Origin of the sequence: Kineosporia sp. R_H_3, from assembly GCF_002198675.1 — a bacterium.
Classification (GTDB): Bacteria; Actinomycetota; Actinomycetes; order Actinomycetales; family Kineosporiaceae; genus R-H-3.
In genome coordinates, this window is sequence record NZ_MWLL01000187.1 from 96,929 (window position 1) to 122,092 (window position 25,164).

Annotated in this window: 17 protein-coding genes and 2 pseudogenes; 12 read left to right on the top strand and 7 right to left on the bottom strand. The window is 75.7% G+C overall.

The window, feature by feature from the left end; translation table 11 throughout:
* Nucleotides 1-297 precede the first annotated feature (297 nt).
* Together ECOMGDLI_RS21525 and ECOMGDLI_RS21530 are read right to left on the bottom strand one after the other, a co-directional pair.
* On the bottom strand, nucleotides 298-1,336 hold a 1,039-nt coding region (locus tag ECOMGDLI_RS21525; protein ID WP_143447838.1), incomplete at its 5' end, for a PQQ-dependent sugar dehydrogenase.
* Nucleotides 1,337-1,464: 128 nt separating this feature from the next.
* Nucleotides 1,465-3,321: a GMC oxidoreductase gene (locus ECOMGDLI_RS21530; RefSeq protein ID WP_088318906.1), complete on the bottom strand. Its 1,857-nt coding sequence runs from the start codon at nucleotides 3,319-3,321 to the stop codon at nucleotides 1,465-1,467.
* 150 nt (nucleotides 3,322-3,471) lie between these two features.
* Here ECOMGDLI_RS21530 and ECOMGDLI_RS21535 point away from each other — a divergent pair, with 150 nt between their 5' ends.
* The 7 genes from ECOMGDLI_RS21535 (at nucleotide 3,472) to ECOMGDLI_RS21565 (ending at nucleotide 10,799) form a co-directional block, all read left to right on the top strand.
* Nucleotides 3,472-4,428, top strand: coding sequence for a 2-hydroxyacid dehydrogenase (locus ECOMGDLI_RS21535; RefSeq protein WP_233153577.1), 957 nt, complete (start codon nucleotides 3,472-3,474; stop codon nucleotides 4,426-4,428).
* Between the two features lie 106 nt (nucleotides 4,429-4,534).
* The gene (locus ECOMGDLI_RS21540; protein ID WP_198955071.1) at nucleotides 4,535-5,143 is read left to right on the top strand and encodes a SigE family RNA polymerase sigma factor; all 609 of its coding nucleotides are present in this window, start codon (nucleotides 4,535-4,537) and stop codon (nucleotides 5,141-5,143) included.
* Nucleotides 5,143-6,594 (top strand): hypothetical protein, encoded by a 1,452-nt coding sequence (locus ECOMGDLI_RS34805; protein ID WP_088318908.1) that lies wholly within the window; start codon nucleotides 5,143-5,145, stop codon nucleotides 6,592-6,594. Before ECOMGDLI_RS21540 ends, ECOMGDLI_RS34805 begins: the two co-directional genes overlap by 1 nt.
* Before the next feature lie 125 nt (nucleotides 6,595-6,719).
* Nucleotides 6,720-7,814 carry a sialidase family protein gene (locus ECOMGDLI_RS21550; RefSeq protein WP_088318909.1) on the top strand — a complete coding sequence of 365 codons (1,095 nt, stop codon included), beginning with the start codon at nucleotides 6,720-6,722 and terminating at the stop codon, nucleotides 7,812-7,814.
* Between the two features lie 38 nt (nucleotides 7,815-7,852).
* Nucleotides 7,853-8,170, top strand: coding sequence for a MoaD/ThiS family protein (locus ECOMGDLI_RS21555; protein WP_198955072.1), 318 nt, complete (start codon nucleotides 7,853-7,855; stop codon nucleotides 8,168-8,170).
* A 522-nt stretch (nucleotides 8,171-8,692) separates the two neighbouring features.
* Nucleotides 8,693-9,655, top strand: a complete 963-nt coding sequence (locus ECOMGDLI_RS21560; protein ID WP_088318911.1) for a hypothetical protein — start codon at nucleotides 8,693-8,695, stop codon at nucleotides 9,653-9,655.
* A gap of 304 nt (nucleotides 9,656-9,959) precedes the next feature.
* Nucleotides 9,960-10,799, top strand: coding sequence for an SDR family NAD(P)-dependent oxidoreductase (locus ECOMGDLI_RS21565; protein ID WP_088318912.1), 840 nt, complete (start codon nucleotides 9,960-9,962; stop codon nucleotides 10,797-10,799).
* Between the two features lie 81 nt (nucleotides 10,800-10,880).
* On the opposite strand, the gene glpK is transcribed toward ECOMGDLI_RS21565, so the two are convergent.
* The 3 genes and pseudogenes from glpK to ECOMGDLI_RS36930 all read right to left on the bottom strand — a co-directional run.
* Nucleotides 10,881-12,398, bottom strand: coding sequence for a glycerol kinase GlpK (gene glpK, locus ECOMGDLI_RS21570; RefSeq protein ID WP_088318913.1), 1,518 nt, complete (start codon nucleotides 12,396-12,398; stop codon nucleotides 10,881-10,883).
* A gap of 111 nt (nucleotides 12,399-12,509) precedes the next feature.
* A pseudogene (locus tag ECOMGDLI_RS36925) lies at nucleotides 12,510-12,866 on the bottom strand (MIP/aquaporin family protein); the annotation flags it as partial.
* Nucleotides 12,867-13,136: 270 nt separating this feature from the next.
* Nucleotides 13,137-13,556, bottom strand: a pseudogene (locus ECOMGDLI_RS36930) (MIP/aquaporin family protein); the annotation flags it as partial.
* Nucleotides 13,557-13,758: 202 nt separating this feature from the next.
* Between ECOMGDLI_RS36930 and ECOMGDLI_RS21580 the strand changes: the two are divergent.
* Nucleotides 13,759-14,304, top strand: coding sequence for a SigE family RNA polymerase sigma factor (locus ECOMGDLI_RS21580; RefSeq protein ID WP_088318914.1), 546 nt, complete (start codon nucleotides 13,759-13,761; stop codon nucleotides 14,302-14,304).
* Nucleotides 14,301-15,746: a hypothetical protein gene (locus tag ECOMGDLI_RS21585; protein ID WP_088318915.1), complete on the top strand. Its 1,446-nt coding sequence runs from the start codon at nucleotides 14,301-14,303 to the stop codon at nucleotides 15,744-15,746. The genes ECOMGDLI_RS21580 and ECOMGDLI_RS21585 overlap by 4 nt, the downstream gene beginning before the upstream one ends.
* On the opposite strand, the gene ECOMGDLI_RS21590 is transcribed toward ECOMGDLI_RS21585, so the two are convergent.
* The gene (locus tag ECOMGDLI_RS21590) at nucleotides 15,739-16,509 is read right to left on the bottom strand and encodes a sirohydrochlorin chelatase (RefSeq protein ID WP_088318941.1); all 771 of its coding nucleotides are present in this window, start codon (nucleotides 16,507-16,509) and stop codon (nucleotides 15,739-15,741) included. The two genes, ECOMGDLI_RS21585 and ECOMGDLI_RS21590, sit on opposite strands and share 8 nt — an antisense overlap.
* A 94-nt stretch (nucleotides 16,510-16,603) precedes the next feature.
* Entirely contained in the window at nucleotides 16,604-17,293 is a 690-nt protein-coding gene (locus tag ECOMGDLI_RS35430; protein WP_198955073.1) for a winged helix-turn-helix domain-containing protein, read from the bottom strand.
* A gap of 202 nt (nucleotides 17,294-17,495) precedes the next feature.
* Between ECOMGDLI_RS35430 and ilvD the strand changes: the two genes are divergently transcribed.
* The 3 genes from ilvD to ECOMGDLI_RS21610 all read left to right on the top strand — a co-directional run bounded on the left by ilvD (nucleotide 17,496) and on the right by ECOMGDLI_RS21610 (nucleotide 24,921).
* Nucleotides 17,496-19,196 carry a dihydroxy-acid dehydratase gene (gene ilvD, locus ECOMGDLI_RS21600; protein WP_088318916.1) on the top strand — a complete coding sequence of 567 codons (1,701 nt, stop codon included), beginning with the start codon at nucleotides 17,496-17,498 and terminating at the stop codon, nucleotides 19,194-19,196.
* 158 nt (nucleotides 19,197-19,354) lie between these two features.
* Nucleotides 19,355-21,961 (top strand): bifunctional diguanylate cyclase/phosphodiesterase, encoded by a 2,607-nt coding sequence (locus ECOMGDLI_RS21605; RefSeq protein WP_233153578.1) that lies wholly within the window; start codon nucleotides 19,355-19,357, stop codon nucleotides 21,959-21,961.
* A complete protein-coding gene (locus ECOMGDLI_RS21610) occupies nucleotides 21,958-24,921 on the top strand; it encodes a bifunctional diguanylate cyclase/phosphodiesterase (protein WP_088318918.1) in 2,964 nt (987 codons plus the stop codon). Before ECOMGDLI_RS21605 ends, ECOMGDLI_RS21610 begins: the two co-directional genes overlap by 4 nt.
* Nucleotides 24,922-25,164: the final 243 nt, after the last annotated feature.

Below are 25,164 nucleotides of genomic sequence, written 5' to 3' on the forward strand. Positions count from 1 at the left end.
GTCTCACCGTGCCGAACCCGCGACGGCCCCGGCCACAGCCCGGGTCCGGGGGTGCCTTCGCGCATGCTTTGCTCTGCCCTCGCTACTGAGGGTGCGCCGGACGACGCGCGCCACAGTTTCGTCGTTCCTGAGCGACATGCCGGGGGCTGACCGGCGAGTCGCCTGGTGTTGACGACGCTGTGGCGCGGCTGTCGCGCGGCACCCTCACTACTGAGGGCAGAGCAAAGCATCGGTGCAGCAGGGTGCCGGGGTCCTCGCCGGGGCGGACGAGGTCGGCCCGCGGGTGGCCTTCCGGGCTCAGCCGGCCTGGGTGAGCGTCGTGCGGACGACGCGGTCGTCGCCGTCCTTCGGGTCGCCGCGGCCGTCGGTGTTGGACGTCGTGAGCCACAGCGTGCCGTCGGGCGCCTTCTCGACGGTGCGGATCCGGCCGAGCACGCCGTCGAGGGCCGCGACCGGCTCGCCGGCGCGGCCGTCGGTCAGCGGCACGACCCAGACCTTGCGGCCGCGCAGCGCCGCGACGTAGGCGACGTCGTCGACGATCGCCAGGCCGCTCGGGGACGCGTCCGAGGTGCGCCAGACGACCTGCGGGTCGACGAAGCCGTCCCGGCCCTCCTTGCCCTCGACCTCGGGCCAGCCGTAGTTGCGGCCCTTCTCGACGAGGTTGAGCTCGTCCCAGGTGTTCTGGCCGAACTCGGTCGCCCACAGCCGGCCGGCGGAGTCGAAGGCGAGGCCCTGCACGTTGCGGTGCCCGAGCGACCACACCGGCGAACCGGGGAACGGGTTGTCGGCCGGCACCGAGCCGTCGAGCGCGATCCGCAGGATCTTCCCGCTGAGGGAGTCCCGGCGCTGGGAGAGCGAGGTGTCGCCCGCGTCGCCCGCCCCCACCCACAGCATGCCGTCGGGGCCGACGACGATCCGGCCCCCGTTGTGCCGGCCCGCGTTCTCGATGCCGGACAGCAGCACGCGCGGGGCGCCGAGGCCGCGGCCCGGCTCGCGCGGGGCGGGGTCGAGGGCCATCGCGACGATCCGGTTGTCGTCCCGGGTCGTGAGGTAGGCGTAGAGCGTCTTCTCGTCGCCGGGGGCGAGCGCGAGGCCCAGCAGGCCGCCCTCACCGAGGTCGGCGACGCCGGGCACCCGGCCGACGGCGACCGGGTCCGCGCCCGGCCGGACGCGGACGACGTCCCCCGTCGTCCGCTCGGCGACGAGCGCCGAGCCGTCGGCGAGGAAGGCGACGCCCCACGGCACGGACAGCCCGGTGGCGACGTCCCCGGCGAGCTCCGGCACCGCCGGCGCACCGCCGTCGGCGGACGGCTCGGGGGTCGGGGCCGCCGCCGGCNCCCCTGGCCGGTCCCGGCGGACGACGCCCCCGAGCACCCGGCGAGGGCCAGCGTCAGGGCGAGGGCGGGGGCCAGGGCCCGCGCGGGGACGACGGTCGCGGCCCGTGCTGGGCGGCGTCCGGACTGGTCAGTGGTCGGCTGCGGCACCGTTCGACGGTACGACGGCGGCCACCGGGTCCGCGCGTCGAGACCCGGGCGCGGGCGCGTCGGCGGGCTGCAGGTCGAGCCGCCAGCGCTCGCGCACGCTCGCGGGCACGGCCTCGCGCAGCGCGGGGACCGGCTCGAGCCGCGCGTAGCCCTGCGCCTGCTCCGGCCGCGGGTCGGGGTCGCCCTTGCGCGGCCACAGCGACATGGCCCGCTCGGACATCGCCGTGATGCTCAGCGACGGGTTGACGCCGAGGTTCGCCGACAGCGCCGAGCCGTCGACGACGTGCAGCGTCGGGTAGCCCCAGACCCGCTGGTACGGGTCGAGGACGCCGCGCTCGGGGGTCGAGCCGATCGCGCAGCCGCCGATGAAGTGCGCCGTCATGGGGATGTCGACGAGGTCGGTCACCGGCGCGCCGGTCGCGGTCGCCATCCCGGTCCGCGCGGAGAGGATCCCGCCGAGGATGCGCATGGTCCGGTGCCCGGTCGGGATCCAGCGCGGGCTCGGCGTCCCGTGACCCGGGCCGGACGACAGCCGCCACCCGCGACGGAGCCGCTTCTTCGCGGGGGCGACCGTGATCGAGTTGTCGACCGGCTGCATGACGAGGCCGATGATCGCGCGCTGGGAGAACTTCCAGGCGAGCGGCGGCAGGAGGAAGCGGACGACGAACGGGTTGCGCCGCAGCTCGGCGAGCAGCCCGCGCCACCGGAACGAGCGCTTGCCGGGGGCCGCCGCGTCGGGCGGGCCGCCGTCCGCCATGAGCATGACGAGCGCGCCCATGGTGTTGGACCCCTTGCCGTAGCGGCAGTTCTCGACGTGCGTGCTGTCGTCGGGGTGGAAGGACGACGTGATCGCCAGTCCCCGGGTGAGGTCCTCCTTCGGCACCCAGCGGGTCATCGTGCCGAGCAGCGCCTCGCTGTTCGTCCGCGTCAGGGTGCCGAGCCGGTCGGAGATCGCCGGGAGCGTGCCGTCCTGCTTGAGGTTGTGCAGCAGCGTCTGCGTGCCCCAGGTGCCCGCAGACACGACGACCTGGGCGCAGGTCACCGTGCGCCGGTCCTTGCGGACCCACGCGCCGGTGCGCTCGCTCGTGACCCGCCAGCCGGCGTCCGGGTCGCGGGGGTCGACCGGGCGGACGTCGACGACCGTGCGCAGCGGCTCGACCCGGACGCCGAGACGCTCGGCGAGGGCGAGGTAGTTCTTCACGAGGGTGTTCTTCGCGCCGACCCGGCAGCCGACCATGCAGTTGCCGCACTCGGTGCAGCCGGTCCGGGCCGGTCCGGCGCCGCCGAAGTAGGGGTCGGGCACGGTGACGTCCGGCTCCTGCGCGTCGTCCCGGCCGAAGAAGACGCCGACCGGCGTCTTGCGGAAGGTGTGGCCGCGGCCCATGGCCTCGGCGGTCTCCTTCATCATCTCCTCGACGGGGCCCCAGACCGGGTTCTCCTCGACGACGCCGAGCATCCGCTTCGCGACGGCGTAGTGCGGCCGGAGCTCGGCCTGCCAGTCGGTGATGTCGGCCCACTGCGGGTCGGTGAAGAACGGCGCGGGGGGCACGTAGAGGGTGTTCGCGTAGACGAGCGACCCGCCACCCACGCCCGCCCCGGCCAGGATGAGGACGTCGCGCAGCAGGTGGATCCGCTGGATCCCTGTGCACCCCAGCTTCGGCGCCCAGAGGTACCTGCGGACGTCCCAGGACGTCTTCGCGAAGTCGGCGTCCTCGAAGCGGCGGCCGGACTCCAGGACGAGGACGTCGTAGCCCTTCTCGGCCAGGCGCAGCGCGCTGACGCTGCCCCCGAACCCGGAGCCGATGACGACGACGTCGTGGTCGTGCGCGAGGGTCATGGACGCATTGCACTACACCAACAGGCGTTGACTCAATACTCGGCAGTAACTTTACAGAAATACTTTGTCTGTCAAGCGGGCTGTCACGCCGCGTCCGGGTCCTCGGCGGGCCGGGGGCGCGCCGTCCGCCCGGCTCGGTAGCCTGCGGCGGTGCCCGGAACCAGCGCTGCCCGCAAGGTCGTGACCGTCCCCGACGAGCGCTGGGAAGGGCTGTGGCCCGACGGGCAGGCCCCGCTCGACGTCGTCCGGTGGCCCGTCGAGGGCGACCTGCCCGACGGGCTCGACGGCCGCGCGCCCGGGCTCGTCGTCCTGCCGTACCTGGACTCCTCGCGCGCGATCCCGCGGCTGGCGTCGATCGAGGGGCTCGAGGTCGTCCAGACGCTCACCGCCGGCTACGACAACGTGCTCGCGCACCTGCCGGACGGCGTGACCCTCTGCAACGCGGCGGGCGTCCACGACGCCTCGACCGCCGAGCTCGCGGTCGGCCTCGCGATCGCCGCGCTGCGCGGGATCGGTGACTTCGCCCGCGCCCAGGTGTCGGGGCAGTGGCTGTCCGGCTACCGCCCCGCGCTCGCCGACCGGCGGGTGCTCGTCATCGGCACGGGCAGCGTCGGCAGCGCGGTCGTCGACCGGTTCGCGCCGTTCGAGGTGCACCTCACCCGGGTCGCGAGCCGGGCCCGGGACGACGCCCGCGGGCACGTCCACGGCGTCGACGAGCTGCCCGCGCTGCTGCCGGACCACGACGTCGTCGTCCTCGTCGTGCCGCTCAGCGACTCCACGCGCGGGCTCGTCGACGCGGCGTTCCTCGCGGCGATGCCGGACGGCGCGCTGCTCGTCAACGTCGCGCGCGGGCCCGTCGTCGACACCGACGCCCTCGTCGCAGAGGTGTCCACCGGCCGGATCGCGGCGGCCCTCGACGTCACCGACCCCGAGCCGCTGCCCGCCGACCACCCGCTGTGGCGGCTGCCCGGCGTCCTCGTCAGCCCGCACGTGGGAGGGGACACGGCGGCGTTCCCGCCGCGGGCCCGAAAGCTCCTGCGCGCCCAGTTCGAACGGTGGGCGGCCGGGGAGCCGCTCGCCAACGTCGTGGCCGGTCCGCAGCGCTGAAAGTCGTCTCAACGCCGGGTCGCGGGGCGGCGTCTTGAGAGGTGGGCCCGGACGGCGGGCCCGCCCGGCCAGCGGTCCGGGTGAAGGTCTGCGGTGGGGGTGGGCGGTGCCCGACGTGGCGGCCGAGCCGGCAGCCGGCGACGTGCTCGACGAGGACGCCGCGGGCCCGGACGGCGGTGACTTCCACGCGTTCGTGCAGTCCCGCTGGTCGGCGCTCGTCCGGTACGCGTACCTGCTGACGGGCGACCTCGGGCACGCCGAGGACCTCGTCCAGGTGGCGCTCGAGGGCACCTGGCGGCGGTGGCGGCACGTCCGGGCGGTGCGCCCGGAGGTCTACGTCCGGACGGCGATCGCGCGGCGCGCGGTGTCCCGTGGCCGGATGCTGCGGCGCCGGGTCCGCGAGGCCGAGCTGACGAGCCGGGTCGAGCCGCCCGCGCCCGACCCGACCGAGGCGTCCGCCGCCCGGGAGGCGGTCTGGCGCGAGCTGCGCTCGCTGCCGCCGCGGATGCGGGCGGTCGTCGTCCTGCGGGTCTGGGAGGACCTGTCGGAGGCCGAGACGGCGGCCCTGCTCGGGTGCTCGACCGGAGCGGTGAAGAGCCAGCTGTCGCGGGCCGTCGACCGCCTCGCCGGGCGTTCGGCGCTGCGCGAGGCCGTGGGGCTGCCGGGAGCCGTCGACCCGCGGACGGCCGGCCCGATGACGAAGGAGGACCAGTGATGGACGAGCTGACGATGGTCCGCGAGGCGCTCGCCGACGTCGCCGACCGGGTGTCCAGCCGGCCCCCGGACCGCGCGCAGATCGACCGCGGGCTGCGCCGGGTGCGGCGGCGGCGTCGGGTGGCCCGCGCGGGCAAGGGGCTGGGAGCTCTCGGCGGCGTGGCGGCGGTGCTGGGCGCCGTCCAGCTCGGGGTGGTGCCGGTGCCGTCGTGGGCACCCGTCGTCCCCATCACCTCGCCCGCCGCCTCGGCGCTCGCCAACGGGCCGACGCGGGGGTCGCTCGCCGGCGACGCGGCCTGGCTGCAGGCGCTGCGCGAGAAGGTCGCGACGTTCGACCAGGCCGAGAGCGGCGGCGAGCGGTGGCGCGCCCCTTCGGCGGACCGGGTCGACGTCATCTACGCCGGGGACCTCGGTGACTTCCGGGTCGCCGTCGTCGAGACGCCGCTGCGCTGGGGGGCGATCGAGGCGCGCCAGCAGCTCTGGTACCTCGGCCCGAGGGGGTCGGCGGCGGCGGCCATGGAGCAGGGACGTAGCGAAGGGCCGACGGACCTCGTGTCGGAGACGTTCGGTCCGGGCAGTGTCCCGGCCGGCCCCACGACGCGGGGTGCGGCGCTCGTCCTCGGCCCGGCGCGCGACGTCGAGCAGGTCGGCCCGGTCCGGATCGCCGCCGACGGCACGGTGTCGTGGCCCGCGGTCCCCGTCCGGGCGACCGAGCCGGGCGTCTGGGAGCTGGTCCTGCCGGCCGGGTCCGGCCGGGTGTTCCTGCGGGCCGCGGGCCTCGACGTCGTCGCTGTCGGGGACCGGGGCTGGGGCGGGGAGACGGACGCCGAGCGGGCGGCGCTCGTCCGCGGCGCGACGCCCGCGGTGCGCACCGGGTCCGTGCCCGCGCGGGTGGTGTCGTCCGTGCCGGGGGCCGAGCGTCTCGCCGGGGCGCTCGCCGCGGCGCAGTACGCGTCGGCGCTGGACGTCGCGACGTCCGGGCGTCGTCTCCTCTGGAGCGGCACCGTCGACGGCACGACGGTGGACGTCGTCGAGGTCACGGCACCGTCCGGTGGTCGGGTGCTCGTCGCCGTCCAGGACGTGTTCGCGCCCGTCATGGCGGGCGGCGGCAGCGGGCAGCCGGTCGCGGTCGGGACGTCCGGTGCGGACGACGGCCCGGCGCTCGCCTGGGTGTTCCAGGAGCCGGAGGTGCTCGCCGACGGCGGGTACACCACCAGCGGGGCGCAGCACGTCGTCCTCGTCGGCCCGCAGCAGGCGGTGGCGGCCCGGGTCACGACGGCGGACGGCACCGAGCACCCGGTCGACCTGCCGGGAGGCGGTCCCGGCGTCCTGACCGTCGAAGGTGCGCGGTCCGTGCGGTTCGTCGACGCCGAGGGCCGGACGGTGGCGGAGACGACGGTCGTCCAGCCGGACGCCGCCGGGTCCGGGCTGCAGCCGCCGCAGGCGCCGTGAGCCGGTCCGGAGGCCGGTGAGTCCTGGGCCGGACGGCGGTCACAGCTGCGTGGGGACCGGTCGGACCCGTTCGGGCCCGGCCGGCCCCTGGCGATCTGTCGGTGCCCAGGACTTGGATGTGACCCATGACACTCGTACTCGCCATCGGCACCCGCAAGGGGCTCTTCCTCGCCCGGAGCACGGACGGCGCGGCCTGGACGGTCGAGGGCCCGCAGTTCCTCATGCAGGAGGTGGCGGCGGTCGGCTTCGTCACCGCGCCCGGCGGGGGTGGTGCGCCCCGGTTGCTCGCCGGCGTCCGCAGCGAGCACTGGGGGCCGGGCGTCTCGCACTCGGACGACCTGGGGGAGACCTGGGTCGAGGCCGAGGCCGGCTCCGTCGTGTTCCCGGACGACACCGACACGGCGCTCGAGCGCGTCTGGCAGCTCCACGGCGACCCGGTGCGGCCGGGCGTCGTCTGGGCCGGCTGCGAGCCGACGTCGCTGTGGCGCAGCGACGACGCGGGCGAGACGTTCACGCTCGTCCGCGGCCTGTGGGACCACCCGCACCGGCCGTGGGCGCCCGGCTTCGGCGGGGCCGCCGTCCACACCGTCGTCACCGACCCGCAGGACGACGGCCGGGTGCTCGTGGCGATGAGCAGCGGCGGCGTCTACGTCACCGGTGACAGTGGCGGCACCTGGGCGCCGAGCAACAAGGGCATCTCGGCCTACTTCCTGCCCGACCCGTACCCGGAGTACGGCCAGTGCGTGCACAAGGTCGCCGCCGACGCCGCCGGCCCGGCCGTGCTCTACGCGCAGAACCACCACGGCGTCTACCGCTCGGACGACGCGGGGGCGACGTGGACGTCGATCGCCGACGGCCTGCCGAGCGACTTCGGCTTCGTCATGCTCGCCCACCCGCAGCGCCCCGGCACGGTGTGGGTGCTCCCGCTCGAGGCGGACGGCCGGCGGGTCCCGCCCGGCGGCCGGCTGCGCCTGCACCGCACGGGGGACGGCGGCCGCACCTGGTCCGAGGTCGGCTCCGACCTGCCCGACGAGTCGTGGACCTCGGTCCTGCGCGACGCCGCCGACGTCGTCGGCACCGGCGACGGCACCGCGCCGCTGCTCGCCTTCGGCACCCGCGACGGCTGCGTCTGGGCGAGCACCGACGAGGGCGCGACGTTCGTCGAGGTCGCCACCCACCTGCCCGACGTGCTCTCGGTGCGGGCCACGGTGGTGGCATGACGGAGCCCGGACCCGTTGCGGTGCAAGGGGTTGGCGGGGTGGCACCGCCGCCGGACCGGTCCGTCGTCGTCGTGCTCCCCGCCGCCCTGCGCGACGAGGCCGACGGCCGCTCGACGGTGACGGTCTCCGTCACCGCGGCCCCTGTGAGCGCGGCGGTGACGGTCGGCCGCGTCCTCGACGCCCTCGCCGCGGCCCACCCCCGCCTCGAACGTCGCCTGCGCGACGAGCGCGGCACGCTCCGCCGGCACGTCAACGTCTTCGTCGCCGGCGACGACTGCCGTGCGCTCCTCGGCCAGGACACCCCGGTGCCGGACGGCGCCGAGGTCGTCGTGCTGCCGAACATCGCGGGCGGTTGACGAGTCGGGCGACTTCTCCGCCCCGACCCGGCACCGTGCAGCCATGGGTGCAGCGTTTCGGGTGCGGGAGCGCCCGTTCTCATGCACCCACGGGTGCACGGCCGGCCTGTCAGCGGCCGTGGACCGATGGGTGCGTCGCCCCGGGGGCGGGACCACCCGCTTTCATGCACCCACGGGTGCACGGCCGCCCCGACCCGGCACCGTGCAGCGATGGGTGCAGCGTTTCGGGGGCGGGACCACCCGCTTTCATGCACCCACGGGTGCACGGCCGGCCTGTCAGCGGCCGTGGACCGATGGGTGCAGCGCTGCGGGTGCGTCAGAGAGTGCGCCCGGGTCAAGCAGACGGGCTTGTCAGCGAGCGCCGAGGGCCGACCGGCACAGCGTCGGCACGGCCACCGCGCAGACGGCCCCGTGCAGGCGATCGACGTCGACCCGTCCACAGGAAGCGATCCCGTCCCGCTGTCCACAGGAGCGATCGCGCGTGGTGGCGGCTTCACTGCCTGGGCGGTCACCCTGCACGGCATGCAGCTGCCGGACTCGCTCGCGCCTCAGCTCAAGGCCCAGCTCGGACTCGTCCGCCGCGACGAGCTCCTCGCCCACGGCGTCTCGCGTGACGCCATCCGCTGGGCGCTCAGCCGGACATGGCGCCTGGTGCTCCCCGGTGTCGTCGCGACCTTCACCGGCGCACTGTCCCCGCGCCAGGAGCTGATCGCGGCGGCGCTGTGGGCCGGCGAGGATGCGGTGCTCACCGGGATCTGCGCCGCCCGGTGGCACCAGGTCGGGCCGCTCAACCGGTGGCGGCCGTACTGGTTCCTCACCGACGTGCAGCACGCCGCCCGCTCGAGCCGTGGCGTCCGGGTCACACGGACCAGACGGCCGGACGTCAGACCGTGGCAACGACCGCCGTTGCTCGTCGCGCACCCGGCCCGGGCCCTTGCGGATGCGGCGCGGGAGCTCCGCTACACGGCTGGGGCGGACGCCCTCGTGATCGAGGCGGTCCAACGGGGCATCGTGTCGGCGGACGACCTCCGGCACGAGGCCGAAGCGGGTCCTCGCCGTTGGAGCGCCGGCCTGCGGCGCGCCCTCGACGCCGTGGACCGGCACGCCTGGTCGTTCCCCGAGGCGGCGCTGCTCGACATCTGCGACCGGAGCCGGACCCTGCCGCGGCTCTGGGCGAACCCGCTCCTGCAGGCGGCGGACGGGACGGCGTTGCCGACGCCCGACGGCTGGCTGGACGACGTGGGGCTCGCCATCCAGGTGCACTCCGTGATGTACCACGCGCTCAGCGACGAGTGGGACGGGACGCTCGTCAACGACGGCGTCTACGCCGAGTACGGCATCTGCATGATCCCGTTCACGCCTGCGCGGCTGCGCGACGACCCCGTCTGGGCCCTCGAGCGCATCGAGCGTGCTCACGCGACGTTGCTCGGCCGGCCACGCCCGTCCGTGCGGGCGACCGAGCGCTCCGGTCTGCTCATCGGTTGACAGGGTCTCCTGCTGGATCGCGGATCACGGTGGCCGACGTGCGCCGAGCCAGGACGATCGGCGCAGCGAGTCACAACGGCACAGCGCCTTGCCCTGCAGCGCAAGCCGTGCAGCGATGGGTGCATGGATGTGGGTGCTGGGACCCCTGCATTCATGCACCCACGGGTGCACGCCGCCGCCCTGAACGTTCTCGTCGGACGTCGCGACCGACAGGTGATCTACTGACCCCGGGCCCGCGGACCCGACCCGCCGACGCAGACGGGCGCCCCGCAGCCCCGACCAGCACCGATCCCAAGGAGCCCCCGTGCGACGACGCTCGACCGCCGGCCTCGTCGTGGCGATCACCGGAGGGGCGAACGGCATCGGCCGGGAGACCGCCGAGCGGTTCGCCCGGGCGGGCGCGCTCGTCGCGGTCGGCGACCTCGACGGCCCGGCGGCGCAGGCCGCGGCGCAGGCGCTCGGGGCGCCCGCGATCGGGCTCGCGCTCGACGTCACCGACGAGCGGTCGTTCACCGCGTTCCTCGACACCGTCGAGCAGCAGCTGGGCCCCGTCGACGTGCTCGTCAACAACGCCGGCGTCATGTGGGTCGGTGCGTTCGAGACGGAGCCGGAGCGGGTCGCGGAGCGGCAGGTGGCCGTGAACCTGCTCGGCGCGATCCGCGGCGTCCGGCTCGTGGCCCCGCGGATGGTCGCGCGGGGGAGCGGGTGCATCGTCACGGTCGCGTCCGCCGCGAGCCTCGTCGCGCCGCCGGGGGAGTCCACGTACGCCGCCACGAAGCACGGGATCCACGGCTACCTCAAGGGTGTCCGCCGCGAGCTGCGCGGCCGCGGCGTCGACGTCTGCGCGGTCATGCCCGCCGTCGTCGACACCGCGCTCGCCGCCGGCACGAGCACCGGGGCGACCCCGATGCTCACGACCGCGGACGTCGCCGCAGCGGTGGTCCGGGCCGTCGAGCGGCCGCGCTTCGAGGTGTTCGTCCCGGGCCGGCTGGCGGCGCTCGCCGTCCTGCTCGCCGTCCTGCCCCGCCCGGTCCGCGACCTCGCGGAGCGGCTCCTCGTGCCCGACCAGCTGAAGCGGCTCGCGGCCGGCGCCGCGACCCGCAGCGGCTACGAGGCGACCCACTTCGGCGGTCCGACGCCCTGACGCCGCAGCACCGCGGACGACACGACGGACGGCGGCCGCCCCTCCCCGGGGCGACCGCCGTCCGCCGGCACCGCGACCTGCTCAGTCCGTGTCGTCGTCCACCCAGTCGAACGTCCGGGTGACGGCCTTCTTCCACTGCCGGTACTTCTTGTCGCGGACGCCGTCCTCCATGTCCGGCTCCCAGCGCCCGCCCTCGGACCAGTTCTTGCGCAGGTCGTCCTCGCCGCTCCAGTACCCGACGGCGAGGCCCGCGGCGTACGCCGCACCGAGCGCCGTCGTCTCGTTGACCTTCGGGCGCACGACGGGCACCCCGAGGATGTCCGACTGGAACTGCATGAGCGTCTCGTTGACGACCATGCCGCCGTCCACCTTGAGCTCGGTGAGCTCGACGCCCGAGTCGGCACGCATCGCGTCGACGACCTCCCGGGTCTGGAAGGCGGTCGCCTCGAGCGCGGCCCGGGCGATGTGGCCCTTGTTCACGTACCGGGTCAGGCCGACGAGCGCGCCGCGGGCGTCCGAGCGCCAGTACGGCGCGAACAGGCCCGAGAACGCGGGCACGAAGTACGCGCCGCCGTTGTCCTCCACCGACTTGGCGAGCGTCTCGATCTCGGGCGCGGACGTGATCATCCCGAGGTTGTCGCGCAGCCACTGGATGAGCGAGCCCGTGACGGCGATGGAGCCCTCGAGCGCGTAGACCGGGGCCGCGTCGCCGATCCGGTAGCAGACCGTCGTCAGCAGGCCGTTCTCGCTCTTCACCCGCTCGGTGCCGGTGTTGAGGAGCAGGAAGTTGCCGGTGCCGTAGGTGTTCTTCGCCATGCCGACGTCGAAGCAGACCTGGCCGAACGTCGCGGCCTGCTGGTCGCCGAGGTCGCCCGCGATCGGGACGCCCTCGAGGAACCCGCCGCGGCGGCCCTTGCCGTACTCCTCGGACGACGACCTGATCTCCGGGAGCATCGACATCGGGATGCCCATCTCGGCGGCGATGTCCTCGCTCCAGTCGAGCGTGCCGAGGTCCATGAGCATCGTGCGGGACGCGTTCGTCACGTCGGTGACGTGCCGGCCGCCGTCGACGCCGCCCGTCATGTTCCACAGCAACCACGTGTCGGTGTTGCCGAAGAGCAGGTCGCCGCGCTCGGCGGCCTCCCGGGCACCGTCGACCGTGTCGAGGATCCAGCGCACCTTCGGCCCGGAGAAGTACGTCGCGAGCGGCAGGCCGACGGTGTCCTTGTAGCGGTCCGCGCCACCGCCGAGGGACGCGAGCGAGTCGCAGATCTTCTGGGTCCGGGTGTCCTGCCAGACGACCGCGTTGTAGACCGGCTTCCCGGTCGTCCGGTCCCAGACGACGGCGGTCTCGCGCTGGTTCGTGATGCCGACGGCAGCGATGTCCGTCGCCGTGACGTTGCCCTTCGCGAGTGCGCCGGCGACGACCCTGCGGGTGTTGTTCCAGATCTCCGCCGGGTCGTGCTCGACCCAACCGGCCCTCGGGAAGATCTGCTGGTGCTCCATCTGGTCGACCGAGACGACGGTCCCGGCCCGGTCGAAGAGCATGCAGCGGGTGCTCGTCGTTCCCTGGTCGATGGCGGCGACGTAGTCGGACATCCTCGTCCTCTCGGTGGTCGGGCGGTCGGCTCGAACAGCTGACGTCGAACCGGTGAGCGGAGTGCTCGTGAGCCTATTGCGGAACGGGTCGGGCGGCGGGTCCGGACGGCGTCACGTGAGGACGCGGAAGAGCAGGCCGGCGAGGACGGCGCCGAGCACCGGCCCGACGACCGGGACCCACGCGTAGCCCCAGTTGCTGCCGCCCTTGCCGGCGATCGGCAGCAGGGCGTGCGCGATCCGCGGGCCGAGGTCGCGGGCCGGGTTGATGGCGTAGCCGGTCGGGCCGCCGAGGCTCGCGCCGATGCCGACGACGAGGAAGGCCACGGCGGCCGGCCCGAGACCGGACGGCGTCCGGCCGAACAGGAGCACGACGAGGACGAGCACGAAGGTGCCGATGACCTCGGTGAGCACGTTCCACGCCGGCGCCGGGATCGCCGGCCCGGTGCAGAAGACGCCGAGCTTGTCCGCGGCGCCCGCCGGGGTGCTGCGCGGGGCGCCCGTCGGCTCGCCCGAGCCGGCGCGCTCGGCGGTGACCGTCTCGACCCGGGACGTCGTGCTGAGCGCCTCGCGCTCCTCGAGCGCCGCCGTCCGTCGTCCGCCGTCGGGCCCGCCCGACGCCCCCGCGCGCAGCGGCCAGTCGGACGACGTCGCGCTCCCGCCGCGCTCGGACCCGGCGCCGCGGCCGCGCGGCGACGACCCGTCGCGCAGGTCGATCGTCGTCCCGTCCGTGCCGTCCGCGACCTCGTCGGCGCCCGTGTGCTCGTCGAAGTGCTTCTTGTACGCCAGCCATGCGGCGACCGCCCCGAGGAACGCCCCGAGCATCTGGGCGGCGAAGTAGGTGACCGTCGAGCCCGCCGTGACGGCGACACCGGGTGCGTACTCGTCGGCGCCGCTCGTGAGGATCCCCACCGTGACGGCGGGGTTGATGTGCGCGCCGGAACGGAACGCCGCGTAGACGCCCGCGAGCACCGCGAAACCCCAGCCCACGTTGACGAGCAGCCAGCCGCCGGCGTTGCCGAGGGTCTTGGTGAGGACGACGTTCGCGACGACGCCGCAGCCGAGGAGGGTGAGCAGCCCGGTCCCGACGACCTCGGAGCCGAAGACCTCGGCGAGCGGTACCGGTGCGGACGTGGCGGCCTGCAGGGCGGTGGACAGCATGCGGTTGCTCCCGTCGTCGGCGGCACTGCCGCGTGCAGCCTAAAGCCGCAAACAAGGCATACAACCCGAAAGGTACCGATCGCCCGGCGAGAAAGATCGACGGACGAGGCAACCTCGCGTGCGGAACCGGTGCTCTGTGGTGGTGCAGCGGCCGTACGGTCGCGGCAGGCGGGGCCGGCGGCGACCGGCGGGGAGGACCACGATGGACGCGAGAGACGAGGCGGACTTCAGGGAGTTCGTCGTCGGCCAGTGGCACGCACTGGCCCGGACGGCCTACCTCCTCACCGGGGACCGCGGGGACGCCGAGGACCTCGTGCAGTCCACGCTCGTACGGGTGCACCGGCACTGGACGCGGATCGAGCGCACCGACGCCCCGTACGTCTACGCCCGCCGGGTCATGGTCAACCTCAACACCTCGATCTGGCGTCGCACCCGGATCTCGCACCACCTCACGGACGCCCCGCCCGAGCCCGCCCGGCCCGGCGCACCGGACGACACGACGACCGTGGACCAGCGGGACGAGCTGCTCCGGGTCTGCCGGACGCTGCCGCCGCGGATGCGCGCCGTCCTCGTCCTGCGCTACTTCGAGGACCTGCCCGAGGCCGACGTCGCCGCCGCGCTGGGGATCAGCGTCGGCACCGTGAAGAGCCAGACGAGCAAGGCCCTCGACCGGCTGCGCACCGAGCTCGGCGTGCTGCCGGGCACCTCCCGAACGACCGCCCCGACGACCAACGGGAGCCCGGCATGACCACGAACCTCACCCCCCGCCCGCTCGGTGACGACGACCTCGAGCAGGCCCTGCGCGGCGCCTTCCACCACGGCGCCGACGCCGCCCCGGCCGCCGCGGACCCCTGGGCCCGCACGACCCGTGCCGTCCGGCGGGCCCAGGTCCGGCGCCGGACGGCGGCCCTCGCGGTCGCTGCCTCCGTGGCCCTCGTCGGGGTGGTCGGGACGGCCACCGGAGGAGTGCCGTTCCTGCGGGCCGACCGGCCGGACGTCGCGGGCCCCGACACGGTGCAGGTCACGGCGGACGACGTCGCGACCTGGCCCACGCGCGGTGACCGGGCCGGCGACCCGGCGTTCGTCGCCGAGGTGCGCGAGGCCCTAGCCGTCCAGGGCGAGGTCCTCGGGCTCGTCTACGCAGGCGGTCTCGGTGGCGAGTCGGTCGGCATCGGCGTCGTCGCGCGGCCCGACCAGGCGGCAGCCGGCGAGGCGCCGCCGCGCGAGCTCGTCGCGGTCGTCGAGCCCCGCGGCGGCACCCCGCGGCCGTGGGAGGTCGTCGGCAGCCCGCAGCCGCGGGACGGCGTCGTCTCGGCCGTGTTCCAGGCCGCGGACGGTGCGATGGACCTGCTCGTGCTCACCCGGACCGACACCCCGGTCGTCGCCGTGTCGGCCCGGCCCGGGTACGACCGGGCCGGGGTCCCGAGCCGGCGGTTCGAGCGGCTGGGCACCCGGGACGGCGTCGCGCGGACGACGCTGCCGCCGGGCACGTGGAGCCTCGTCAGCGTGCTCACCGGCAACGAGCCCGCGCCGGTCGCCGGCAGCGTCCAGCTCGTGCGGTCCCTGCTGCCCCGGTACGAGCCGGACCAGGCGTCGATGCAGACCCTCGCGGCGGATCCGCGCTGCCGGGGCACCGTCGGGCCGTTCGACGTGCGCAACGCCGTCGCCAACGTCGTGCTGAACCGCGACGCGACGCACGGGCCGACGTCGGTCGTCCCGCTCTGGTGCCGGGACGTCGACGGCGGTTCGGCGGCCCTCTTCGCGGTGACGCTCCAGGACGGCACGACGTTCGTCACCGGCGTGCTCATCGGCCGGCGGGGCAGCACCGACGCCACCACGACGGACTTCGGCCGACCGGTCGCCGGTGACGGGACGTCGGACCCGGTCGTGCTCGCCGACCTCCCCGAGACCGGGGTGACGCAGGGCTCGCGGTTCTTCGTGCACGCGCCGGGCGCCGCCTCGCTCCGGCTCGTCGTCCCGGGGACCGACCGCACCCTCGCCGTCGCCGCCCGCCCGGACGCCGACGGGTTCGTCGAGCTGCGGCTCGGGGTGGCGGACACGGTCGTCTACGGCCAGGACGGCGTGGTCGTCCTGCTCGACGGGGACGGCCGCGAGACCGGCCGGGTGCCGCTCGCGTCGGCGTCCGAGGAGGACCCGCTCGCCCAGGACCTGGAGGGGCCGGTCAGCTGACCGGCCACCCGGCCGCCGCCGCGGCGACGTCGTAGCGGCGCAGGGCGAGGCCGGCGAGGAGCGGGTGCGGCGCGAGCGGGTCGGTGACCCGGACGCCGTACCCGCTCCCGTCGTCGCCGGGGGAGGCGAGCCGGGAGAGCCGGTCGGCGAAGAACCCGGGGGAGAGCAGGTAGCTCGCCACGGTGACGCGCCGCCCCGAGGCCCGCAGCGCGTCGACGACGTCGGCGGCCCGCGGCTGCGCGGCGGACAGGTACGCCGTCGTCACGGGCACGCCGACCCGTTGCGCGAGAAGCGATCCGACCTGCTCGACGTCGTCCAGGGCGCGCCGGTCGCTCGACCCCGCGGCGGCGAGCACGAGCGCGTCACCCGGCTCCTCGTCGCCGGTCGCAGCGCGGAACCCCTTCTCCCGCAGCCGGTCGACGAGCACGTCGACGAGCGCGTCGTCGGGCCCGAGCGCACCGGCGGCGACGGCGAGCCCGCCGGACGCCGCCACGGCCTGCGCGACGTCCGTGTGCACGTGGAACCCCGCCGAGAGCAGCAGCGGGACGACGACGCACCGGCGGCCGTCGGCGGCCAGCCGTGCGACGACGTCCGGCAGCCCCGGCTTCTGGACGTCGACGCTCGCGGCGACGACCTCGAGCCCTGGGCGCAGCGCCGCGACGTCCAGGCGCAGCTGTGCGGTCGCCCGGCGGCCGGCGGCGTCCCGGGTGCCGTGCCCGCAGCCGACAAGGACAGGCCGGAGGTCGGCGTTCGCGGCGGTCACCACGCCATCATGCCGCCGGACCTTGCCGCTCGTGCTCGCGACAGGTACCGTTCGGCGCCCTTCCGGGCCCGCGGAAGGGTACGCGGCGCGAGCATCAGCGGTCGACGACGGCGAGCCGGTAGCCGCGCTTGACGACGGTCTCGACGACACCGGCGCGGCCGATCCCGGCCCGCAGGCGGGCGACCGCGACCTCCACGGCGTGCAGGTCGCTCGCCCCCGGCATCGTCGCGAGCAGCCGGTGCCGGTCGACGACCTCGCCGGGGGAGCGGGACAGCGCCCGCAGCAGCGCCATCGGGACCGGCGAGAGCTGCAGCGGGGCACCGTCCAGGCGGACCTCGTGGCCGCGCACCTCGAGGAGCCCGGCCTGCGTGCGGACGCGGCGCAGCCGGGTCGCGAGGAGGTGCTCGGCCACCGCGCGGGCCACGGCCCCGGCGTCCGCGCCGGCGTCGGCGCCGACGGGGACCAGCGGGACGAGCCCGGCACCCGTGAGGTGCTGCGCCGCCCCGGCGTCCGTGCACGCGACGACCACGTCGTCCGGTCGCAGCGGCGGGACGCCGCCGAAGGGGGCGGCCCGGCACGCCTCGACGACGACGCGCGCACCGGCGAGGTCGCCGACGACGACGGCGTCGACGTCCCACCGGGGGCCGGGTGCGGGGCCGGCCGGCCGCGGGTCCGGCCCGGTGCTGGTGCGGGCGCCCAGGACCGCGAACGCGTCGACGAGGGCGTCACCGGCGTCGGCGCCGAGCGCCATGACGGAGAAGCCGGCGAGCGGCGGCCTCGTCACCCGGCACCACCCTCTCCGCCCGACGGTGGCCGACCGCCCTGACCGGGACCGACCGGTCCATCGTGCGGGGGCAGCCGCCCTCCCGTGTCTCAGGGGCGTTTCGGCGGTGTTGCGGCCGTGCCGCGCGGTCGCGCCCGCGGGACGCCTCGCCGGGTGGTGGACCGGGCGCCGGGCACCGCCCGCGCCGTCCTAGACTCGCGACGTGACCGAGACGACACCGGACCTCAAGCCCCGCAGCCGCGACGTGACGGACGGCCTCGAGAAGGCCGCCTCGCGCGGCATGCTCCGCGCCGTCGGCATGGGCGACGAGGACTTCGCCAAGCCGCAGATCGGCGTGGCCAGCTCGTGGAACGAGATCACCCCCTGCAACCTGTCGCTGGACCGGCTCGCGAAGGCGAGCAAGGACGGCGTCCACGCCGCGGGCGGGTACCCCCTGGAGTTCGGGACGATCAGCGTCAGCGACGGGATCTCCATGGGCCACGAGGGGATGCACTTCTCCCTCGTGAGCCGCGAGATCATCGCCGACAGCGTCGAGACCGTCATGCAGGCCGAGCGCCTCGACGGCTCGGTGCTGCTCGCCGGCTGCGACAAGTCCCTGCCCGGGATGCTCATGGCCGCCGCGCGGCTCGACCTCGCGAGCGTCTTCCTCTACGCGGGCTCGATCCTGCCGGGCCTGGCCAAGCTCACCGACGGCACCGAGAAGGAAGTCACGATCATCGACGCCTTCGAGGCCGTCGGTGCGTGCGCCCGCGGGCTCATGAGCCGCGAGGACGTCGACATCATCGAGCGGGCGATCTGCCCCGGCGAGGGCGCCTGCGGCGGCATGTACACCGCGAACACGATGGCGAGCGCCGCCGAGGCCCTCGGCATGTCGCTGCCGGGCAGCGCCGCGCCGCCCGCCACCGACCGCCGGCGGGACGGGTACGCCCGCAAGTCCGGCGAGGCCGTCGTCAACCTGCTCCGGCAGGGCATCACGGCCCGGCAGATCCTCACCCGCGAGGCCTTCGAGAACGCGATCGCCGTCGTCATGGCGTTCGGCGGCTCGACGAACGCCGTGCTGCACCTGCTCGCGATCGCGAACGAGGCGGAGGTCGACCTGACGCTCGCCGACTTCACCCGCATCGGCAACAAGGTCCCGCACCTCGCCGACGTCAAGCCGTTCGGCCGCTACGTCATGACGGACGTCGACCGGGTCGGCGGCGTCCCCGTCGTCATGAAGGCGCTCCTGGACGCCGGTCTGCTGCACGGCGACGTGCTCACCGTCACCGGCAAGACGATGGCGGAGAACCTCGCCGACATCGCGCCGCCGGACCTCGACGGCAAGGTCGTCCGGGCGCTGTCCGAGCCGATCCACCGCTCGGGCGGCATCACGGTGCTGTCCGGCTCGTTCGCCCCCGACGGTGCCGTCGTCAAGAGCGCCGGCTTCGACTCGGACGTCTTCGAGGGCACCGCCCGCGTGTTCGACCGCGAGCGGGCCGCGCTCGACGCGCTCGAGGACGGCACGATCACCGCCGGCGACGTCGTCGTCATCCGCTACGAGGGCCCCAAGGGCGGCCCGGGGATGCGCGAGATGCTCGCCATCACCGGGGCGATCAAGGGCGCGGGCCTGGGCAAGGACGTCCTGCTCGTCACCGACGGCCGGTTCTCCGGCGGCACGACCGGTCTGTGCGTCGGGCACGTCGCGCCCGAGGCCGTGGACGGCGGCCCGATCGCGTTCGTCGAGGACGGTGACCGGATCCGGCTCGACGTCGCGCAGGGCACCGTCGACCTGCTCGTCGACGACGAGGTGCTCGCCAAGCGCCGGGTCGGCTGGGAGCCGCTCCCGGCGCGCTACACCCGGGGCGTCCTCGCGAAGTACGCCAAGCTCGTCGGCTCGGCCTCGGGGGGCGCGGTCTGCGGCTGAGACCCGGCCCGTCGGGCCGGCGGGCCGCCCGGCCGTAGCCCCCGACGGCCACGCCGGGTCATCCGATCGGCTCACCTTTGCGAACGCACGGCGTGTCTGCCGTCACGGTGAGCAATCATCCGCCCGTGCTCCCGACGTCGCAGACGCGTGCAGCGGCCGTGTCGTTGGTCGTCCGCGTGCTCGGCTGGGTGGCGCTCGCCGCGTCGGTCGGGGCGTCCACGGCCAAGCTCGTCCCGCTGGACCGGCTCGCGCTGCCCGCCGTGCTGGTGGGCGCGCTCGCCGTCGCGGCCCAGGTCCGCGCGGCCCGGCGCGCCGCGCAAGAGGTCCGCCGCACCTGGGCCTGCTTCGCGGGGGCCACCGCGCTGTGGGTGCTCGCCCTGCTCGGTGCCGCATCGGGATGGTCCGGCCTCCTGGTGTGGGGATGGCTGCGTGCGGGTGCCCTGCTCCTCGCCCTCGCCGCCGTCCTGCTCGCCCGCGGCGCATGGCACGGGGTGCGGAGCTGGGCGCTGCTGCTCCTCGACGGCTCGGCCGTCGGGCTGGCCGCCTTCGTCATCTTCTGGATCGTGCTGCGGAGCAGCCCGGCGTCGAGCGGCGGCTGGGACGGCGTCCACCCGGCCCTGCTGTGGCTGCCCGCCGACCTCGTCGCGGCGAGCCTGGTCACCGGGCTGGGCGTCCGGTCGGGCGTCGGTGTCCGGGTGCCGTCGGTGCTCGTCGTCGTCGCGGCCGTCGGCACGGCCGCCTCGGACGCCGCGTGGGTGCTCACCGGGGACGCCGGCAGCGGTACCGGTGGCTGGGTCGCGGTCCTGGTGCTGCTCGCGGCCGCCGGGCGGGTCGGCGGTCCGCTCTGGCAGGCCGGTCCGGAGGACTCCGGGCCCGTCGGACCCGGTCGGTTGTCCCAGGTGCTCTGCGCGCCGGCGGTCGCGCTCTCCCTCGTCGCCCGGCACGACGTCGTGACGATCGGGGCGACCGCGGTGCTGCTCACCGCACTGGGGATCCAGATCGGTGTCGTCCACCGGCAGAACCTCGCGCTGTGGGCGGCCGTGGCGCTCCAGGCACGCCGGCTGGACGACCTCCTCGCGGACAGCAGGGACGCACTGCTGCAGGTCTCGCCGGACGGCCGCGTCGACTTCGCCAGCGAGGCCGTCCGGGAGCTGCTCGGCGTGCCCCCGCACGAGCTCGTGGGCCGCCGGCTCGCCGAGCGGATGCACCCCGAGGACGACGACCTCGGCAGGGCGGGCGAACCGGACGGGCCGCTGGTCGACGGGCGGATGCACAGCGTCGTGGTCCGCGGGCGCCTGCGCCATGCCGACGGCGGCTGGCGGGACACCGAGTCGGTCGTGAGCCTGCGCGACGGCGGGGCCACGCCCGGCCTGACGATCTCGCTGCGGGACACCACGGAGCGGGAGCGGATGGCCGCCGAGGTCCGCCGTCAGGCGCGCACCGACTCGCTCACCGGGCTCATGAACCGGGCGGCCTTCCTCACGGTGCTCGACGAGCGGCTCGCGGCGGGCCGTGCCGTGGTGCTGTTCGTCGACCTCGACGGGTTCAAGTCCGTCAACGACACGGCGGGGCACGCCGTCGGTGACCGCCTGCTCCGCGACGTCGCGGCGGCGCTGTCCCGGTCGGTGGGGCCGGACGACGTCGTGGCCCGGCTCGGCGGCGACGAGTTCGCGGTGCTCGGCCGCGACGGCACGACCGCGTATGGCCTCGAGCTGGCCGCGGCCGTGCTCGACGGGCTGCGGTCGGCCGGCCGGGACAGGGACCCGCGTGCCGCGGGGACCGGTGCGAGCATCGGGGTCGCCTCCGGGCGGGGCGGCACGGCGGAGGCCCTGCTCGGCGACGCCGACCTCGCGATGTACGCGGCCAAGGCGGCGGGCGGCGCCCGGTCCGCCGCGTTCGAGCCGAGGATGCGCGCCGAGGTCGTCGAGCGGTCACGGGTCGTCGCGGACCTGGACGTCGCCCTGGGCGACGGTGCCGGCCTCGCGCTGCACGTCCAGCCGATCGTCGACCTCACCGACCAGCGGTGGGTGGGCTGCGAGGCGCTGGTCCGCTGGGACGCCCCCGGTGGTCCGCGGCCGCCGCGGGAGTTCCTCAGGGTCGCCGAGGAGACGGGTCAGATCGTGCCCCTCGGCCGGTGGGTGCTCGGGCAGGCCCTCGGATGGCTCGCCCGCTACGGCGACCCTTGCGCGGGGATCTCGGTGAATGTCGCGAGCCGCCAGCTCGCCGACCCGGCGTTCGCCTCGACCGTGCTGCACGCCCTGGAGGTGAGCGGGGTCGACCCGGCGCGGCTGACCCTCGAGGTGACCGAGCAGACCGCTATCGACGACCTCACGCGCACCGGGGCCCGTCTGCAGAGCCTGCGCGCGCTCGGCGTCCACGTCTCCCTCGACGACTTCGGCACCGGGTTCTCCTCGCTCGGGTACCTCGCGCAGCTGCCGGTCGACGAGCTCAAGATCGACCGCCGGTTCGTCGCCGGGCTCGGTCTGCGGGCCGAGGACGACGCCCTCGTCCGGGCCGTGCTGCGGCTCGCGGCCGACCTCGGCCTCGCCGTCGTCGCCGAGGGGGTCGAGACCGCCGAGCAGGCCCGGGCGCTCGCCGCCCTCGGGTGCCGCCGCGCCCAGGGTTTCCACCTCCAGCGGCCCGTCCCGGCGGCGTCCCTGGGTTCCCGCCGGCCCGCGGCGCGGCCGCGCCGGACCCCTCGGCGCCGGTCCCGCGCAGGGAGGCCGCGCAGGCGCAGGCGGCGGGAGGCTAGTCTCCCCGCGTGATCGCGGTGGCGACGACCGTCCTCGCCGCGACGTGCGCGGTGCTCGCCGCGGCGTCGTGGCTGGCCGAGGCGCGCCGCCCGAGGGTCTTCCCGCGGCGGGCCGCCGCCGCCGTCGCGGGGGCCGCCGCGCTGTGCGCCGTCGCCTACCCGCTCGTCCTCACGACGGACCCGGCCGGCTACGTCATGCCGCTCGCCGGGCACGTCCTGCTGCTCGTCGCCGCCCTCCTCGGCTGCGTCGGCACCGTCGGCATCGTGCAGACCGTGCTGCCCCGGGGCGGCGTCGGCGACTCGTTCGCGGAGGGCCTGCTCGTCGGGTCCAGCGCCGTGACGATCGTCTGGGCCGTGCTCTCGCAGCCCGGGGCGTCGGTCCCGGCGCGAGCGGCCGCCGTCCTCGTCGCGACGGTGCTCGCGGGGCTGCTCGCCGCCGTGCTGCGGATGTCCGTCACGGCGCGCGGGCACACCCTGGAGGCCCGGCACACCCGGCGGGCGACCTTCGCGTCCGGGGGGCTCGCCCTGCTCCTGCTCGCCGGGCTCGTCGACGCGGTCCCGGCGCGGGTGCCGGTCGTGCCGACGATGCTCCTCGCGGGCGGCGGGTTCCTCCTCGTCGCGTTCGTGCCCTACGCCCGGGACAGCCCGCAGACCGACCGCACGCGCCCGACGTTCGCGGCGCTCGTCCTGCCCTACGCCCTCCTCGCGGTCGCGGCGACCGCGGTGGGCATCCAGGTCGCCCTCGGCCGCGCGGGGGTCGTGACGGGGCTGCTCGTCGCCGTCGTCGGTTGCTCGGTCGTGGGCGTGCAGGTGTTCGCCGTCCGGGCGGGAACCCAGCTGCTGTCCGACCTCGAGCTGTCGCGGCAGCGCCTCGAGGCGCTCGTGGAGAACGCCCAGGACGTCATCCTCGGCCTCGACTCCGGCGGCCGGGTCGTCGCCGCCAACGCGGCCGTCGAGCGGCTCCTCGCCCGCAGCCCCGAGCACCTCGAGGGCCGCGACGTCGCCGAGATCGCCGTCCTCGACGACCGGCCCGCCGTCCGTGACGCGGTGCGGGACGTCGTCCACCGGCGGCGCGCGACGGCCAAGGTCGAGCTGCGGCTCGCGGCCCCGGCCGACGGCACGGCCGAGATGCGGCTGCGCGTCGTCGACGGCGGCGCGGTGGCGGTCGTCTCCGACGTCACCGACGCCGTGCTCCTGCGCGAGCGCCTCCAGCTCCTCGCCCGGCACGACCGGATGACGGGCCTCGTCAACCGCGGCGTCGTTCTCGACACGGTCGCCACGTGGCTGGCGAGCGGGGCGGCCGTGAGCGTCCTCTACTGCGACCTCGACGGCTACAAGGCGGTCAACGACCGGTTCGGGCACCTCGCGGGCGACGCCGTCCTCGTCGAGGTCGCGCGCCGGCTCGAGACCGCGGTGCGCGGGATGCCGGCCGACGAGGGCGTCCTCGGCCGGATCGGCGGCGACGAGTTCGTCGTCGCGCTGCGCGGCGTGCACGGCCGGGAGGCGGTCGGTGCGGGGGAGCGGCTCGTCGCGGCGATGCGCCCGACCTTCCTCGTCGGGGACCGGACGGTGCGGCTCGGCATCAGCATCGGCATCTCCGGCACGGACGACGCGCAGCCGCTCCCGGCGCTCGGCGCCGGCTCCGCGGTCGAGGTCGCGGACACCCCGGCGGCCGAGCTCCTGCACCGCGGCGACCTCGCGATGTTCGAGGCGAAGGCCGCCGGGCGGGCGAAGGTCGCGCGCTGGGACCCGGACGTCTCGCAGCGCGCCCTGCGCCGCGTCGACATCGCGATCGGCCTGCGGCAGGCCCTCGACACCGGCCGGCTCGCCCTGGCCTACCAGCCCCTCGTCCGGCTCTCGGACGGCGTCGTCGTCGGTGTCGAGGCGCTCGTGCGGGTCGAGGGCGGCCACGACGAGCCGGGGGCGCTCGCCGCGATGTCCGGGTTCGTCAGCCCCGCCGAGCTCGTCGAGGTCGCCGAGGACACCGGCGAGATCACCGAGCTCGGCCAGTGGGTGCTGCGGCAGGCGACGCAGCGCGCCGCCCTGTGGCGGGCGCTCGGGCACGAGCTCTTCGTCACCGTGAACATGTCGGTGCGGCAGATGTCCGAGGCCGACTTCGTGAGCACCGTGCGCCGGGCGCTCGCCGACTCGACGCTCGAGCCCGCCCGGCTCGTCGTCGAGATCACCGAGGGCCAGCTCGTCGGCGAGGAGGACCCGGTCCGGGACGTCATCGAGGACCTGCGGCGCGACGGCGTCCAGTTCGTCATCGACGACTTCGGCACCGGCTACTCCTCGCTCAGCTACCTCAAGACGATGCCGGTGCGGGCGATCAAGCTCGACCGGACGCTCCTCGACGGCATCGGCACCGACCCGCGGGCGACGACGCTGGCCCGCTCGGTCGTCGGCGTCGCCCGGGCGCTCGGCCTCGTCGTCGTCGCGGAGGGCCTGGAGAACCTCGACGCGGCGCGCCTCGTGCGCGACCTCGGCGCCTGGGCCGGGCAGGGCTTCGCGCTGTACCCGCCGCTGCGCGAGGACGAGCTGCTCGACGTCCTCGTCGCGGCGCCGCTCGACCTGTCCGGCGGGCGGCACCTCAACGGCGCCCCGGCGCCCGCCGCGCCGACCGTGCCGCCCACGCCGACGGCGCCGGGTGCACCGACCGGGTCGACCCCGGCGAACGGCGTCCGGGCGGCCGCGCCGCACGTCGTCGACGTCACCGACTCCGCCCTCGCCGCCGCGGGCAGCGGGACCGCAGAGGGCCCCGGGCCGCTCCCGCCGGGCGCCGGGCACGCCTCGGCGGGCGACGTCCGGTCCGCCCCGCAGACCCAGGGGATCTCCCTGGGCGGCCGCCGGTTCGGGGCCTCCGGGCCGGTCGGCGAGGCGCCCCGGGCGACCGGCGGCACGGGTGGTGTGGCGGGCGTCGTCCTGCCCCCGCGCGTCGTCTCGGATGGCGAGACCGGCGCGCCGGCCGATTGACACGACCGGTGCCGCCGGAGAGTGTGAGCGTGTGCGTCTTGCCCTCGTACTCGGACGGCGCGCCGGCTGAGGTCCTCACGACCCCGCCGAGCGCGCGACCCCTCGCATGCCCACTCGTGGGCCGAGGGGTCTTTTCGTCTCCGGGGGTCGAACGCTCCCGGAGGGGCACCGACCACCTCGCCGTCCGCACGGGCGGCGGGTGACACGAACCGGGAGACCGGGCCGGGACTCCGGCCCGGGTCA